14 protein-coding genes are annotated in these 14,294 nt (G+C 65.8%); 11 read left to right on the forward strand and 3 right to left on the reverse strand.

Annotation, left to right across the window (positions count from 1 at the left end; translation table 11 throughout):
* Positions 1-105 precede the first annotated feature (105 nt).
* On the reverse strand, positions 106-1,392 hold the full coding sequence (locus tag SR3_RS28615; RefSeq protein WP_169805737.1) for an ArnT family glycosyltransferase: 1,287 nt from the start codon (positions 1,390-1,392) through the stop codon (positions 106-108).
* Between the two features lie 250 nt (positions 1,393-1,642).
* Here SR3_RS28615 and SR3_RS28620 point away from each other — a divergent pair, with 250 nt between their 5' ends.
* A complete protein-coding gene (locus SR3_RS28620) occupies positions 1,643-2,005 on the forward strand; it encodes a DMT family transporter (RefSeq protein WP_068094270.1) in 363 nt (120 codons plus the stop codon).
* A complete protein-coding gene (locus SR3_RS28625) occupies positions 2,002-3,438 on the forward strand; it encodes a UbiA family prenyltransferase (RefSeq protein ID WP_068094273.1) in 1,437 nt (478 codons plus the stop codon). The genes SR3_RS28620 and SR3_RS28625 overlap by 4 nt, the downstream gene beginning before the upstream one ends.
* 29 nt (positions 3,439-3,467) lie before the next feature.
* Here SR3_RS28625 and SR3_RS28630 read toward each other — a convergent pair whose 3' ends face one another.
* Positions 3,468-4,727 carry an alkaline phosphatase family protein gene (locus tag SR3_RS28630; protein ID WP_068094276.1) on the reverse strand — a complete coding sequence of 420 codons (1,260 nt, stop codon included), beginning with the start codon at positions 4,725-4,727 and terminating at the stop codon, positions 3,468-3,470.
* A 165-nt stretch (positions 4,728-4,892) separates the two neighbouring features.
* Between SR3_RS28630 and SR3_RS28635 the strand changes: the two genes are divergently transcribed.
* Positions 4,893-5,699 carry a DUF72 domain-containing protein gene (locus tag SR3_RS28635; protein WP_068094279.1) on the forward strand — a complete coding sequence of 269 codons (807 nt, stop codon included), beginning with the start codon at positions 4,893-4,895 and terminating at the stop codon, positions 5,697-5,699.
* On the forward strand, positions 5,696-6,223 hold the full coding sequence (locus SR3_RS28640; protein ID WP_068094281.1) for a methylated-DNA--[protein]-cysteine S-methyltransferase: 528 nt from the start codon (positions 5,696-5,698) through the stop codon (positions 6,221-6,223). The genes SR3_RS28635 and SR3_RS28640 overlap by 4 nt, the downstream gene beginning before the upstream one ends.
* Positions 6,224-6,226: 3 nt before the next feature.
* Here the strand turns inward: SR3_RS28640 and SR3_RS28645 are convergent, their stop codons facing one another.
* Positions 6,227-7,738: a YifB family Mg chelatase-like AAA ATPase gene (locus SR3_RS28645; RefSeq protein WP_068094282.1), complete on the reverse strand. Its 1,512-nt coding sequence runs from the start codon at positions 7,736-7,738 to the stop codon at positions 6,227-6,229.
* 450 nt (positions 7,739-8,188) lie between these two features.
* Between SR3_RS28645 and rpmH the strand changes: the two genes are divergently transcribed.
* From rpmH to dapE, 7 genes are all read left to right on the forward strand, one after another.
* Positions 8,189-8,323: a 50S ribosomal protein L34 gene (gene rpmH / locus SR3_RS28650; protein WP_011444236.1), complete on the forward strand. Its 135-nt coding sequence runs from the start codon at positions 8,189-8,191 to the stop codon at positions 8,321-8,323.
* Between the two features lie 87 nt (positions 8,324-8,410).
* Positions 8,411-8,839, forward strand: coding sequence for a ribonuclease P protein component (gene rnpA, locus SR3_RS28655; protein WP_245654145.1), 429 nt, complete (start codon positions 8,411-8,413; stop codon positions 8,837-8,839).
* Positions 8,840-8,842: 3 nt separating this feature from the next.
* Entirely contained in the window at positions 8,843-9,055 is a 213-nt protein-coding gene (gene yidD / locus SR3_RS30985; RefSeq protein WP_084456030.1) for a membrane protein insertion efficiency factor YidD, read from the forward strand.
* Positions 9,056-9,101: 46 nt separating this feature from the next.
* Entirely contained in the window at positions 9,102-10,874 is a 1,773-nt protein-coding gene (gene yidC, locus SR3_RS28660) for a membrane protein insertase YidC (protein WP_281198752.1), read from the forward strand.
* Complete coding sequence (gene yihA, locus SR3_RS28665; protein ID WP_068094289.1) at positions 10,871-11,548, forward strand: ribosome biogenesis GTP-binding protein YihA/YsxC; 678 nt, start codon at positions 10,871-10,873, stop codon at positions 11,546-11,548. The genes yidC and yihA overlap by 4 nt, the downstream gene beginning before the upstream one ends.
* Before the next feature lie 334 nt (positions 11,549-11,882).
* Positions 11,883-12,818: a S1/P1 nuclease gene (locus tag SR3_RS28670; RefSeq protein WP_068094292.1), complete on the forward strand. Its 936-nt coding sequence runs from the start codon at positions 11,883-11,885 to the stop codon at positions 12,816-12,818.
* A 134-nt stretch (positions 12,819-12,952) separates the two neighbouring features.
* On the forward strand, positions 12,953-14,101 hold the full coding sequence (gene dapE / locus SR3_RS28675; RefSeq protein ID WP_068094297.1) for a succinyl-diaminopimelate desuccinylase: 1,149 nt from the start codon (positions 12,953-12,955) through the stop codon (positions 14,099-14,101).
* Positions 14,102-14,294 lie beyond the last annotated feature (193 nt).

The following is a 14,294-nucleotide window of genomic DNA, read 5'->3' on the forward strand; positions in this document are numbered from 1 at the left end:
TTCCGTCTCCCGGCGCCAGGGCTGTGGCGCCGCATTGTTGCTCCTTACCTCTGCTCTTGTGACTGAACCCGAAGCGCTACGCAGACATGAAAGGGAGCGCGAGGGTCATGACCCTCGCATTGATCCCTTCTTCAACCCCTTGCCCATCCGCCCCAAAGCCATCGCGGCGAAGAGGACAAAGGCCGCCTCCGCCGGATTGCGCAAACGGCCCTGCGCCTGATCCACCATCTGCGCACTCAGCAGCACATTGATCAGCCATGCCGCCGCCGCCAGCGTGAGGAAGACGGGATCGCTGGGCGCCGAGGGAGCCGCGCGCATCGCCTCGCGCAGCATCGCCAGCACGCGCCACAGGACAAAGGCGAAGAACAGGCCCGTCAGCAGCGATCCGGCCTCCTCCAGCAGGAAGACCGGGCTCAGCACCTGCGCCAGCCATGCCTTTTGGGCGTCATGGGCATAGACCAGCTGCTGGCGCCATCCGGCGGGATCGCGGCCGATGCCCAGATAGTCCACGGTGATCTTGGTGGTGTTGCCGCGCACGAAGACCGTCACCGTATCCAGCACCGCCGCCTTGGCGAAGGGGACAGGATGCAGCCGCACCTCGGTGAGAAAGCGCGCGGGTGAGGCGCCGGCCTCCTGCGCCACAACATCCTCGGGCGGGGTGATGCCGTTGGCCTTTTCCGTGATCAGGATCTTGCTGCGCAGGTTCCAGGCCAGATTGGCGCTGCCGGTGTTGTAGCCGATATGGCCGGTTATCGCCGTGAAGATCGCCACCCAGATCGCGAAAGGCAGCAGCGCCATCGCCGCCATGGCATAGAGGCCGGGGCCCAGCAGCCGCGCCCGCGCCGGGGGGCACAGCAGCGCCAGCGCGAAGGTGACGGGCAGCATCAGCATCACCACGGGGCGGGTCAGCATGGCCAGCCCCAGCGCCAGCCCGCCGATCAGGAAAGGCGTGATCCTGCCGCCGCGCAGCCCCGAGAGCGTGGCATAGAGCCACACCATGCAGAGCGGGGTGACGATGGCCTCGGTCACCAGCTGATGGGGAAAGGCCAGATTCTGCGGGATGCAGCCATAGATCAGACCGCAGGCCAGCGGGGCGCGGGGCCATGGCGCGATCCGTCCGGCCAGACGCGCCACCAGCCATGCCGCCAGCACGGCCAGCGCGATCTGCATCAGAATCACGCCTGTCGGTCCGGCCAGCCGCCACGGGATCAGCGCGAAGGCATATTCACCCGGCACGATGGGCGATTGCGTCATGGCAGGCAGCAGCGGATCGTGGAGATCGGCGAAGATTTTGAGGATCCGTGTGCGCTCCAGCCCGCGGTCGCCCCAGGAAAAGGCGCGGAATTGCGTGGCCGCATCATAGGCCAGAATCAGCAGATGCAGCCCCAGCATGATCGCCGCCACCCACAGTGCCTGTTTGCGGGCTCGAGGCGGCAGGGGTGATGGGCTTGGCTTGAAAGCAGGCAAGGATGATCCCCAAGAGGCGAAAACGTCGGGCAGGGCTTAGAGCCTATCCGGGTAAACTTTCGCTGAAACCGCGATGATCTTGCCGGGGCCTGTTCACGAAGAGTACAGGATTTTCTATCCGAACAGAAAGGATTAAGGCAATTGGGCTAGGGACAGCGCTCTGCCGGAGTCTCTTATGCGTCTGCAATCCCTGCTTCTGATCCTGCTGAGCGTGTCGCTCTCCGCCATTGCGCAACTGTTGCTCAAGCTGGGCGTCACGAAGGTGAAGCAGGGCAGCGCGCTGTCGGCCGGCATGGCCTATGCGACATCGCCGCAGATCATCGGCGGCTTCGCGCTCTATGGGCTGGGGGCGTTTGTCTGGCTCTATGTGCTGTCGCGGCTGCCGCTCAGCGCGGCCTATCCTTTTGTGGGCATCGGTTTCGTGCTGACCATGGCCTTTGGCGTGCTGGTGCTGGGCGAAAGCCTGAGCGCCATGCGGCTGATCGGCACCGCGCTGATCGCGGTGGGCTGCGTCTGCGTCGCGCGGAGCGTGGCGTGAACTCCTTGCCCCGGCCTGAAACGCAGGCGCCGCTGGTGGTCGATCTCGACCAGACCCTGGTGCGCGGCGATATGGCGCTGGAAGGGCTGGTCAAGGTGATCGGTCTGGGGGTGAGGGCGTGGTTCACCCTGCTGGCCCTGCTGCTGCGCGGCCCCGCGCCCACCAAGGCGTGGTTGGCGCGACGGCTGGCGCACAGGCCTTCGACACTGGTGCTGCGCGAGCCGGTGACGGCCCAGATCGCAGAGGCCCGCCGGGAAGGCCGCCCGGTCATTCTGGCGACAGCGGCGCATTGGCGCGTGGCCAGACGCGTGGCGGCGCTGGCCGGGCCGTTCGACGCCGTGCTGGCCAGCAGCTATCGCCGCAATCTGAAAGGCCGCACCAAGCTGGCCGCCATTCAGGCCCATGTCGGCGGGCCTTTCGACTACATCGGCGATTCCCCCGCCGACCGCCCGATCTGGCAAGCCTCCCGCATCGCCTACACCGTGGGCGTGGAGACCGGCGTGGCGCAGCAGCAGCGCCTGGCGCCACAGTCCAGCCCCGCGCGCGCCCTGATCCGCGCGCTGCGCCCGCATCAATGGGCCAAGAATGTGCTGGTCTTTCTGCCGCTGGCCACTTCGGGCGAGCTGGCGCATCCGGGGCAGATCGGCCATGCGCTGCTCAGCTTCATCTGCCTCTCGCTGATCGCGTCGAGCGTCTATCTGGTCAACGATCTGCTGGATATCGACGCCGACCGTATCCATCCCAAAAAGCGCCGCCGCCCGCTGGCCGCCGGAGACCTCTCGATCCCGTTGGCGGTGGTGGCGGCCTTGATCGGCACGGCGGTCGGGCTGGGGGCGGGGTTGTTCTGGCTGGGCTGGCCCGCCTTCGCCGCGCTGGCCACCTATTGCGTGTTGACGGTGACCTACAGCCTGCGCCTGAAAGCCGCGATGATCGCCGATGTGCTGGCGCTGGCCTGCCTCTACACGCTGCGCATCGCGGTGGGGGCGGCGGCGATCCATGTGCCGGTGTCATTCTGGCTGCTGCTGTTCTCGGTGTTCCTGTTCCTCAGCCTCGGTTATCTCAAGCGTTACATCGAGCTGCGCGGCAGCCTGCGCGAGGAGCATGAGCTGCTCAGCGGACGCGGTTACACCCCATCCGACGAGATGATCGTGGCGATGAACGGCGTGGCGGCGGGGATGGTCTCGCTGCTGGTGCTGGCCCTGTTCGCAGAGGCGATGGGCCGTTCGGGCACCTATGCCAGCCCGGAGATGCTGTGGCTGCTGCCGTTGCCGCTGCTGTATTGGCTCAACCGCGTGTGGATGATGGCGCGGCGCGGCGAGGTGGATGGCGACCCCGTCGCTTTCGCCATCACCGACAAAAAGAGCCTGACCGTCGGCCTGCTGCTGGGGCTGATCCTGCTGCTGGCCAAATTCGCGGCGCTGCCGATCGGGTAAGGGGGGCGTTCAAGCCACCCTCTCGTTGCTCAGCGCTTCAGCACCGCGCGGAAGGGCTTGTCGTCGCCATCGGCATCCTTGGCGGGGGGCAGCTTCAAAAGATCGCGCAGCAGCGGCGCCACATCCACATTGTCGAAAGCGGGCAGCTTGCCCGCCGCGCGGAACGCCGGACCGTTGGCGACAAACAGCGCGGCCATCTCGGGCGCGGCATTGTCATAGCCATGGTTGCCGCCCTCCACCTTGTGCGGCGGCTTGTCGAAGACCACCCAGCCCACATCGGCCAGGCAGATCCACGGCGCCACGCGCGGGTTCGAGCCATAGCGGAAACGCGCCGGGATCCTGGCCTTGGCCCAGCACTGCAGATGGTCATGCTGGCGATCCAGCGCCTTCTCCAGCGCGGCTTCATGGCCGGGCACGGGGAAGATGGCGGCATAGGTGCCGGTTTCCACCGTGGTGAAATCGGCGGGATCGGCGATGTCTTTCAGCCAGACGACACGATCCGGCGCCGTGCCCGCCATGCCATGATCGGCCACGATCACCAGATTGACCGTCTGTCCCAGCGCTTTCAGGCCCGCCACCAGATCGCCGATGTTGCGGTCCACCTCCTTGATGGCCGTATTGGTTTCGGGCGCATCGGGCCCGTACTCATGCCCCGCCGAATCGACCGTGTCGAAATAGAGCGTGACCAAGCGCGGGCGGATCGCGGCGGGGCGGCGCATCCAGTCCAGCACGGTGTTCACCCGTTGCCCGGCCGAGACCGCCTGATTGAACTGCAGCCAATCCTCGGGTCGCGTGCCGCCCGAGACCTTATGGTCTCCCTTGGCGCCGCCCCACGCCACGTTCGACCCCGGCCAGAACACGGTGGCGCTGCGCACGCCGGCCTTTTCGGCTTCCTCCCAGATGGGGGCGGCCTCGTTCCACCAGAAGGGATCGTCGTTGGACATGGTGAAGGTCTCGTCCGGGCGCGCCGGATCCTTCATCGCATTGCCCACGATGCCATTGTGATCGGGCACGCGGCCTGTCACCAGCGCCCAGTGGTTGGGGAAGGTCTTGGAGGGGAAGGAGGGGCGCATCGCCGCATGCACGCCGCCTGCCGCCAGACCCGAAAGCACGGGCGTTTCGCCGCGCTCCAGATAATCGGCGCGGAAGCCGTCGATGGAGATCAGGATGGTGACGGGCGGACGCTCTTGCCGCGCTGTGTGAGGCGCGGGGCTCGACAGCGCGGTGGAGGCGGTGAGGGGAAGGGCGAGGCAGGCCGCAAGGGCAGCAAGAGGGGGGAGCAAGCGCATGATCGTGCCCTAACGCGATAAAAAGACAATTCAATGCCGGAATGGCAGGCGGATTGCCCCGCATGAAAGGGCCACATGAAAGGGCCACATGAAAGGGGATGTCTTGGCGCGGCCAAGACGGCATAAGGCCGGGGCATAAGGCGGTGAGGCATCAGCGGAGGATTTATGGGCAAGGACAGGCAGGGCGCGATCCGTATCGGCATCGGCGGCTGGACCTATGAGCCATGGCGCGGTGTGTTCTATCCCGCGGGCCTCGCCCAGAAGCGCGAGCTGGAGCATGCCTCGGCCAAGCTGACCTCGATCGAGATCAATGGCACCTATTACGGCTCGCAAAAGCCCGAGAGCTTCGCCAAATGGCATGACGAGACGCCCGAGGGTTTCGTCTTTTCCCTGAAAGCGCCGCGTTTCGCCACCAACCGCAAGGTGCTGGCCGAGGCCGGGCAGAGCATCGAGCGCTTCTTCACCAGCGGCGTGACCGCGCTGAAGGACAAGCTGGGCCCGATCAACTGGCAGTTCATGGCCACAAAAAAGCTGGATATGCAGGATTTCGAGGCCTTTCTGAAGCTGCTCCCCGCCTCGCATGAGGGCCGCGCGCTGCGCCATGCGGTGGAGGTGCGGCATGACAGTTTCCGCCATCCCGAATTTATCGCCATGTTGCGCGCTTATGGCGTGGCGCCGGTGGTGGCGGGCGATTCAGACTTTCCGCAGATCGCCGATCCCACCGCGCCCTTCGTCTATGCGCGGATCATGGGCACGGTGGAGGAAGAGCCGCTGGGCTACAGCGAGGCGGCGCTGGATCACTGGGCGGATCGCGTGCGGATGTGGGTGCAAGGCGCTGTGCCGGAGGATCTGCCGCTGATCGCGCCAGCGCCCGAGGCGACCCCGCGCGATGTCTATCTCTATGTCATCAGCGGCCACAAGGTCAGCAATCCGCAAGCCGCCATGGCCCTGATCGAGCGCTTGAAACCATGAGGCTGACGATCCACACCATGGTCTCGCCGCTCGGCGATCTGCTGCTGGTGGGCGACGGGGAGGGGCGGCTCCACGCCCTCGAATATGCCGATGGCGAGGAACGCCTGCATCGCCTGCTGCGCCGCCGTCTGGGGCGGGAGGCGGATTTGACGCCGGGCGCCTTGCCGCAGGAACAGGTGCTCACCCGCTATTTCGCCGGAGAGATCGCCGCCATCGACGCTCTGCCGGTGGCCATGGGCGGCACGGCCTTCCAGAATCAGGCCTGGGCGGCGCTGCGCGAGATTCCGGCGGGCAGTCCGGCCACCTATGGCGGGCAGGCGCGACGCATCGGCCATCCCACGGCGGCGCGCGCGGTGGGCAGCGCCAATCACAACAATCCGATCAACATCGTGGTGCCCTGCCATCGCATCATCGGCGGCAATGGCGCGCTGACCGGCTATGCCGGAGGGCTGGAACGCAAACGCTGGCTGCTCGACCATGAGGCGCGTCATGCCGATCCCGCGGCGGCGCAGCGCCTGCTGTAGACGTCAGGCCAGCGGACCCTGCCGCCGGTAGGAGAGCGCCTCGGCGATATGGCCCCGCGTGATGGCGGGGGCCTGCGCCAGATCGGCGATGGTGCGCGCCACCCGCAGCACGCGGGTATAGCCGCGCGCCGAGAGTTTCAGCCTTTCGGCCGCCTGCATCAGCAGGGTCTGGCCCTCGGCATCGGGGCTGGCATGGGCCTCCAGCAGATCGCCCGCCAGATCGGCATTGGTGCGCAGGCCCGGCTGAGCGGAAAGGCGCTGGCGCTGCACCTCGCGCGCCGCCGCGACCCGTTTGGCGACCACCATGCTGGCCTCCTGCACCGGCGCGCGGGCCAGATCGACGGCGGGCACGGCATCGACCTGCACATGCAGATCGATCCGGTCCAGCAGAGGGCCTGAAACGCGGCTCTGGTAATCGGCCCCGCAGCGTGGCGCGCGGCTGCATCCCAAGGCCGCATCCCCCAGATTGCCGCAACGGCAGGGATTCATGGCGGCGATCATCTGCACGCGCGCCGGATAGGTAACGTGAGCATTGGCGCGCGCCACGCTGACCTCTCCGCTTTCGAGCGGCTGGCGCAGCGAATCGAGAACATTGCGCTGAAACTCGGGCAGCTCATCAAGAAACAGCACGCCCAGATGAGCCAAAGACACCTCGCCGGGCCTTGCGCGCATGCCGCCGCCGGTCATCGCGGCCATGCTGGCGGAATGATGCGGGGCGCGGAATGGCCGGGTCCGCACGATTCGCCCGCCTTCCAGCGTGCCGGCCATCGAGGCGACCATCGAGACTTCCAGCGCTTCGGTGGCGTCGAGCGGGGGAAGAATGCCGGGCAGGCAACTGGCCAGCAGGCTTTTGCCTGCCCCCGGAGGGCCTACCATCAATAAATTGTGGCCACCTGCGGCTGCGATTTCCAACGCTCGGCGAGCGGTTTCCTGGCCCTTCACCTGTTTCAGGTCCGGGCCAGGGGGTGGCGATACCGCATCGGCCAACGGGGCAAGAGGCAGCACCGAAGTGCCTTTCAGATGCCCCATCAGCCCCACCAGATCTGGCGCGGCGACCACCTGAATGCCGCTGGCCCATCGCGCCTCCGAACCTTGCGAGGCCGGGCAGATCAGGGACTTTTCCTCACTGCTGGCATGCAGCGCGGCCAGCAGCACCCCCGGTGAGCCGACAATCCGCCCGTCCAGCGCCAGTTCGCCCACCACGATGTAATCCTGCAATTGCTCGGCATCGGTCACGCCCATGGCTGCCAGAAGGGCCAGCGCGATGGGGAGGTCGTAATGCGATCCCTCCTTGGGCAGATCGGCGGGCGACATGTTCACCGTGATCCGCTTGGGCGGCATCGCCAGACCCATCGCGGCCAAGGCCGCCTGAACGCGCTGGCGGCTTTCGTTTACCGCCTTGTCGGCCAGACCCACCAGATGGAAGCCGGGCAGGCCCGCCGTGATCTGGCATTGAACCTCCACCGTGCGCGCTTCCAATCCAAGATAGGCGACCGTGGAAACCAATGCGACCAAGGGGATGCGCCTTTGGATTAAGGATGAGGTGGGGCGATCTTGAGAGACGGAAAAGAAACTGTCGAGAGGAAGTTAGGGGTAAAAAGAAAATGCGAGGGGGTTACCCCCTCGCGCTCCCATAACGTCTTCCGACGCGAGGGCTGGGGCGCCGAAATGGTGCGCCTTGGCTCTCCACCTGCGCTACGCAAAGCGCCGCAGGCAGCAATTTTAAAGCCTGCGGCGCTATGAATCCGTGCCTGACGGATAGCTTGTGCGCGACGAAGGCATTAAAGGGAGCGCGAGGGCGACGTGGCTTGTCGCTCGCGACAAGCGCTCGCTAAGGGGCCCTCGCATCTTATCTTTCTCAACGCCCTTCCGAATCCCTTGACTCAAACTGGCCAAATCCATAATGGCCGCGCTTCACGCGTGGCCTTGCGCTGCGCCAGACGAGATTTTGCAAGGGTTACTACGATGAAGCGCACTTTTCAGCCCAGCCGGCTTGTCCGCGCCCGCCGCCATGGTTTCCGCGCCCGTACTGCCACTGTTGGCGGTCGCAAGGTGCTCGCTGCCCGCCGTGCGCGCGGCCGCAAGAAGCTGTCGGCCTGATCTGACGCCTTTTAGGGCTCGGATAGCATGACCGCGCCTGGGGGTGAGATGCCTCGGGGCGCGGTTTCTTGCGTCCCTGCCTTGGATTTGCCGCCGCGGTTGCGGGTGCTGACGAAGCGCTCGGACTTTCTGGCGGCGAACAGCGGCTTGCGGGTAGCGCGAGGCGGCGTGGTGCTGCAGGTCCGGCCCAATGGTGGCGAGGATCTGGGTTTCGGAATCACCGTCACCAAGAAGATCGGCAATGCCGTGGTGCGCAACCGGATGAAGCGCCGTTTGCGCGCTCTGGTGCGTGAGCTGCTGCCTCAACACGGCCTTGCGGGCCATGATCACGTGCTGATCGGTCGCGAGAGCGGGGTGGAGCGCGATTTCTCCACGATGCGCGCCGAACTGCTGGTAGCCCTGGAACGGGCGAGGGCAGGCAAGGGCGATCCGCCGCGTGGGCCTCGTAAAGGCGGCCCGAAAGGCAAGCCTGTGGTCAGAACGCGGGGCAAGGGCCCGGCGCCTGCTGGCGTGTAACCCGTGCTGGCGCGGCTCTTCATTCTGATCGCGCGGGGCTGGCAGCTTGGCCCCTCACGCGTGTTGCCGCCATCGTGCCGGTATGCGCCCAGCTGCAGCGAATATGCCATCATCGCCCTGCGGCGTTATGGCGCGATTAAGGGTGGATGGCTGGCGGTTAAGCGTCTATTGCGCTGCCACCCTTGGGGTGGGCATGGCTATGATCCTGTGCCCTAGGCCCCGTTTCTCAACACGGATCGGATAGAGGCTCGAAGGCGCCATCGTGAGTAAACAGCCCCCGCAAAATCAGCGCAATTTGTTGCTGGCGATGTTGCTGGTGGGTATCCTGCTGTTCGGCTGGGATACCGCCCTTCGCTACTTCTACCCCAATGCGAACAAGCCCAAGCCGGAAGCCTCGGCCAGCCCGACGCCCGCTGCCGCCAAGCCCAGCCGTGAAGGCGGCCTTGGCGATACGATCGAGCAGCAGGCCGAAGCCGTCGATCTGAAGGCCCAGCTGGCGCGCCCGCGCGTGCAGATCGCTGCGCCCGGTCTGGTCGGCTCGATCAATCTGGCGGGTGGCGTGGTCGATGACCTCTCGCTGCCGCGCCACAAGGCCACCATCGAGAAGAACAGCGAGCCGGTGCGTCTGTACTCGCCCGCCGGTACGCCCGCGCAGCATTTCGCGCAGGTCGGCTGGGTGAACGCGCCTGCCGGTATCGCGATTCCCGATGGCAACACGGTGTGGACCGCGCCCGCCGGCGCCAAGCTGACGCCCGCCACGCCGGTGACGCTCAGCTGGTCGAACACCACGGGCCAGACCTTCAACCTGACCTATGCGATCGACACCGATTACATGATCACGGTGACGCAGAAGGTCTCCAACGCCAGTGGTGCACCGCTCAAGATCCAGCCCTTCGCGCTGATCAACCGCACCAGCCGCACCGCCAGCGTGCGCAGCTGGAATCTGCACTCGGGCCCCTTCGATTCGCTCGACAGCAGCGTGAAGTTCCAGCCCAAGTATGAGGACGTGACCAAGGCCGGCCAGATGAATCTGGAAGGCACCGCCGACTGGCTGGGCTTCACCGACATCTACTGGATGAGCGTGCTGGCCCCCACCAACGGCCAGGGCGCCACCAGCGACTTCCGCGCGCTGGGCAATGACCTGTTCCGCGCCGATCTCGTCTATCCCGCCCAGACCATCGCGCCGGGCACGGCCGCCAGCACCACCACGCGCCTGATCGCCGGTGCCAAGGAAAACGCCGTTCTCGACAAGTATGAGGCCGAGGGCGTCACCAAGTTCAGCTATTCGATCGACTGGGGCTGGTTCTGGTTCTTCGAAAAGCCGATCTTCCTGCTGCTGCGCACGCTGTTCCACCTGACCGGCAACTTCGGCGTGGCCATCATGCTGCTCACGCTGATCGTGCGCCTCATCATGTTCCCGGTGGCCCAGCGCGGCTTTGCCTCCATGGCCTCGATGCGCGCCATCCAGCCCAAGGTGAAGGCCCTGCAGGAGCGCTATAAGGACGACCGCCAGAAGCTTCAGGAAGAAACCATGAAGCTCTACAAGGAGGAAAAGGTGAACCCGCTCGCGGGCTGCCTACCGATGTTCCTCCAGATCCCGGTCTTCTTCGCGCTCTACAAGGTGCTGATGGTGTCGATCGACATGCGCCACCAGCCCTTCGTGCTGTGGATCAAGGATCTTTCGGTTCCCGATCCGCTGCATATCTTCAACCTCTTCGGCCTGATCCCCTGGGATCCGCCCTCGTTCCTGGGTCTGGGCCTGCTGGGTCTGATCTATGGCATCTCCATGTGGTTCCAGTTCAAGCTGCAGCCCGCCGCGCCCGATCCCGCGCAGCAGCAGATGATGTCGATCATGCCCTGGATGATGATGTTCGTGATGGCGCCCTTCGCATCGGGCCTGCTGATCTACTGGATCACGTCGAACATCCTGACCGTGGCGCAGCAGAAGTATCTCTACTCGCGCCACCCCGGCATGCGCGCCATGGTGGAGAAGGAACGCGCCACCGTCGCCCGCGCCATCAAGGACAGCAAATGAGCGAGCAGCCGCAAGAACAGGCGCCCGGCGTCGATGAAGAACTGGTCGAGCGCGCGCGGCGTCTGTTCTCGGGGCGGGTGGATTTCCTCCTCTCCGCCCCGGCGCTGAAGTTCCTGCCCGATCCTGTGGTGCCCGAGGTGGCGCTGGCCGGGCGCTCGAATGTCGGCAAGTCCAGCCTTTTGAACGCCATCACCGGGCGCAAGTCTCTGGCGCGCACCTCGGTGACGCCGGGCCGCACGCAGGAGTTGAACTTCTTCGAGGTGGGCGGGATCGTGGGCGAGCTGCCCGACTTCCGTCTGGTCGACATGCCCGGCTATGGCTTCGCCAAGGCCCCGCCCAAGGTGGTGGAGCAGTGGCGCAAGCTGGTGCGCGAGTTCCTGCGCGGTCGCGTGGTGCTCAAGCGCTGCCTGGTGCTGATCGACAGCCGCCACGGCGTGAAGGATGTCGACCGTGAGATGATGGAGATGCTCGACGGGTCCGCCGTGGGCTATCGCCTCGTGCTGACCAAGGCCGATAAGGTGAAGGCCAGCGAGTTGGCTGACGTCCATGTGAAAACCATTGCCGAGGCGCGCAAGCATGCGGCGGCCTTTCCCGAGGTGTCGGTGACGTCTTCGGAGACCGGGCTGGGGATTGCGGAACTGCGGGCTGCGGTTCTGGGAGATGCCGAGCTTTAAGGTTAAAAGGACAATGCGAGGGCCATCGCCCTCGCGCTCCCGTTCGTTGTCAGCGTTGCGCGTCGGGTTCGGCCAGGCGGCAAGGTCGCGGCGCCGCAGGCTTTAAGATGATAAAAGGCGCCGGGGCTTCCTGCCTGCGGCGCCTTTTCCTTGCGCTGGTGGAGAGGTGGGGCGCTCCATTTCGGTGCCGCTGCGCTATCGTCGGGAGACGTTATGGGAGCGCGAGGGGGTAACCCCCTCGCATCTATCTTGCTTCAAATCCCCTCTTTTTCCCGTCACAACCCGGCGCTAGAACCCCCGCTTTCACATCCATTGCAACAGAGGGCCGCCCCATATGATCTCCACCACCTTGCGCCGTAAGCTGGCCATCGCTGGCGCTGCCTTGGCGGGCATGCTGGCCTTCACTGCGCAGCCTGCGCTGGCTTGGGGAGAGTTGGGCCATCGCACCGTGGGCAACATCGCCTATGCCAATGTCACGCCGCAGGTCGCGGCGCAGATCGACGTGCTGCTCAAGCAGGAAGCGATGCTGGGCACGCCCGAGTGCAAGGTCAAGACCATCGGCGATGCGGCGGTCTATCCCGATTGCCTGAACGCCAACCGCTGGCGCTGGGCCTACACCTTCCCCTGGCACTATCAGGACATCGACATCGACAAGCCCTTCGATGTGAAGGAGGCCTGCAGCGCGGGCAATTGCGTCACGGCGCAGATCGAGCGTTTCCGCCGCATTCTGGCCGACCGCAGCCTGCCGCCGCATCAGCGGCTGGAAGCGCTGATCTTTATCACGCATTTCGTGGGCGATCTGCATCAGCCGCTGCACGCCGCCGAGCATGAGCATGACGCGGGCGGCAACGGCGTGACCGTCACCAATGTCCCGGCGCCCTCCTACATCGTGAACACCGTGCCGCCGCATCTGGTGGACAACAGCAAGAAGCCGGCCAACCTGCACAGCGTGTGGGATACGGTGGTGGTGGAGCGCGCCCAGAAGGAGGGCCGCCTGCCCGCCGTGCGCGCCTACACCGCTGCCGAGCGCGCCAAGATCGCCACCGGCGAGGTGGCCGACTGGGCGCATGAAAGCTGGGATCTGGCGCATGATCTGGTCTATCCGCAGGCCTTCGGCCATGTCCCGGCGCCGGGCGAGACCACGCCCAAGGAGGTTACGCTGGACGATGCCACCCTCGACAAGGATGCGACTGTCGCCAGCGACCGCATCCTTCAGGCGGGCCTGCGCCTGGCCAGGGTGCTGGACCAGGCCCTTACGCCTGCGGGCTGATCCAGCGCGCGCATGGTTGCGGCATGGCGCCGCGCCCCGTCCGGGGGCGCGGCGCTTTTGATTCGGCGGTGGTCGCATCGTTTTTCGCGAAAAACCTTTTCCCACTTTTTCGCGCGATGCTTTAGGGTAACGGCATGACCGATACCCTCCAGACATCCGCTGACGTCGTCGCCCTTGCCGAGGCGCTGATCGCCTGCCCCAGCGTCACCCCTGCCGCGGGCATGGTGTTCGATTGTCTGGAGGCGGCGCTGCGCCCGCTCGGCTTCGATGTGCAGCGCTTCGTGGCGGGCCAGGCACCCGATGGCCCGGTGGAGAACCTCTTCGCCATCCGCAAAGGCCCCGAGGGCAGCCGTCATTTCTCCTATGCGGGCCATGTCGATGTCGTGCCCCCCGGCGAGGGCTGGACCAGCGCTCCCTTCGCGCCGGAGCGCCGGGGCGAGCTGCTCTATGGTCGCGGCGCGGTGGATATGAAGGGCTCGATCGCGGCTTTCGTGGCGGCGATGCACCATGTCCCGGCGGAAGCAGGCACGGTCAGCCTGATCATCACCGGCGATGAGGAAGGCCCCGCCACCTACGGCACGCTGGCCCTGATCGACCATATGAACGCCGCCGGGGCGCGCCCCGACCTGTGCCTGGTGGGCGAGCCGACCTCGGTGAATCGTCTCGGCGACATGATCAAGGTGGGTCGCCGTGGCAGCGTCAACGTCTGGATCGAGGTCCATGGCGTGCAGGGCCATGTCGCCTACCCGCATCTGGCCGACAACCCGCTGACGAAGCTTGTCGCCCTGCTGGCCGAGCTGAAGGGCCATGTGCTGGACGAAGGCACGGACTGGTTTCAGGCCTCCAACCTCGAAATCACCGATGTGTCCTGCGGCAACCCGGCCACCAATGTGATCCCGCCGCATGCCTCGGCCCGTGTCTCGATCCGCTTCAACGATCTGCACACCGGCCAGTCGCTGGCGGATTGGGTGGCGGATGTCGCCGCCCGCCATGGCGCCACCACCCGTCCGGTGATCTCCGGCGAGGCCTTCCTGACGCCGCCGGGCGATTTCTCGGCGCTTGTGGTGGAGGCGATCAAGGCCGAAACCGGGGTGGAGCCTGAGATTTCGACCAGCGGCGGCACATCAGATGCGCGCTTCCTGAAGTCGCTGTGCCCGGTGATCGAGTTCGGCCTCTGCAACGCCACCATGCACAAGCGCGATGAAGCTGTCGCCATTGCCGATCTGGAAGCGCTGGAGCGGATCTTCGCCAAGGTGACTTTGGCGGCTTTGCAGAAGGGTTGAAGGAGAGAATGCGAGGGCCATCGCCCTCACGCTCCCTTTAATGTCCACCTTGCGCATCGGGTTCGGCCAAGGCGCACAGCTTGCCGCGCCGCAGGCCTTCAAACGAGAAAGAGGCGCCGGGGCTTCCTGCCTGCGGCGCCTTTTTGTTGCGCTGGTGGAGAGGCTGGGCGCACCAGTCGGGTGCCACTGCGCT

Origin of the sequence: Novosphingobium rosa NBRC 15208, assembly GCF_001598555.1 — a bacterium.
GTDB lineage: Bacteria > Pseudomonadota > Alphaproteobacteria > Sphingomonadales > Sphingomonadaceae > Novosphingobium > Novosphingobium rosa.

Excerpts from the sequence above, each read along its gene's own strand:
- SR3_RS28615 (WP_169805737.1), bottom strand. The coding sequence starts at position 1,392 with ATGCTGGGGCTGCATCTGCTGATTCTGGCCTATGATGCGGCCACGCAA.
- SR3_RS28620 (WP_068094270.1), top strand. The coding sequence starts at position 1,643 with ATGCGTCTGCAATCCCTGCTTCTGATCCTGCTGAGCGTGTCGCTCTCC.
- SR3_RS28630 (WP_068094276.1), bottom strand. The coding sequence starts at position 4,727 with ATGCGCTTGCTCCCCCCTCTTGCTGCCCTTGCGGCCTGCCTCGCCCTT.
- SR3_RS28635 (WP_068094279.1), top strand. The coding sequence starts at position 4,893 with ATGGGCAAGGACAGGCAGGGCGCGATCCGTATCGGCATCGGCGGCTGG.
- SR3_RS28640 (WP_068094281.1), top strand. The coding sequence starts at position 5,696 with ATGAGGCTGACGATCCACACCATGGTCTCGCCGCTCGGCGATCTGCTG.
- rpmH (WP_011444236.1), top strand. The coding sequence starts at position 8,189 with ATGAAGCGCACTTTTCAGCCCAGCCGGCTTGTCCGCGCCCGCCGCCAT.
- yihA (WP_068094289.1), top strand. The coding sequence starts at position 10,871 with ATGAGCGAGCAGCCGCAAGAACAGGCGCCCGGCGTCGATGAAGAACTG.
- SR3_RS28670 (WP_068094292.1), top strand. The coding sequence starts at position 11,883 with ATGATCTCCACCACCTTGCGCCGTAAGCTGGCCATCGCTGGCGCTGCC.
- dapE (WP_068094297.1), top strand. The coding sequence starts at position 12,953 with ATGACCGATACCCTCCAGACATCCGCTGACGTCGTCGCCCTTGCCGAG.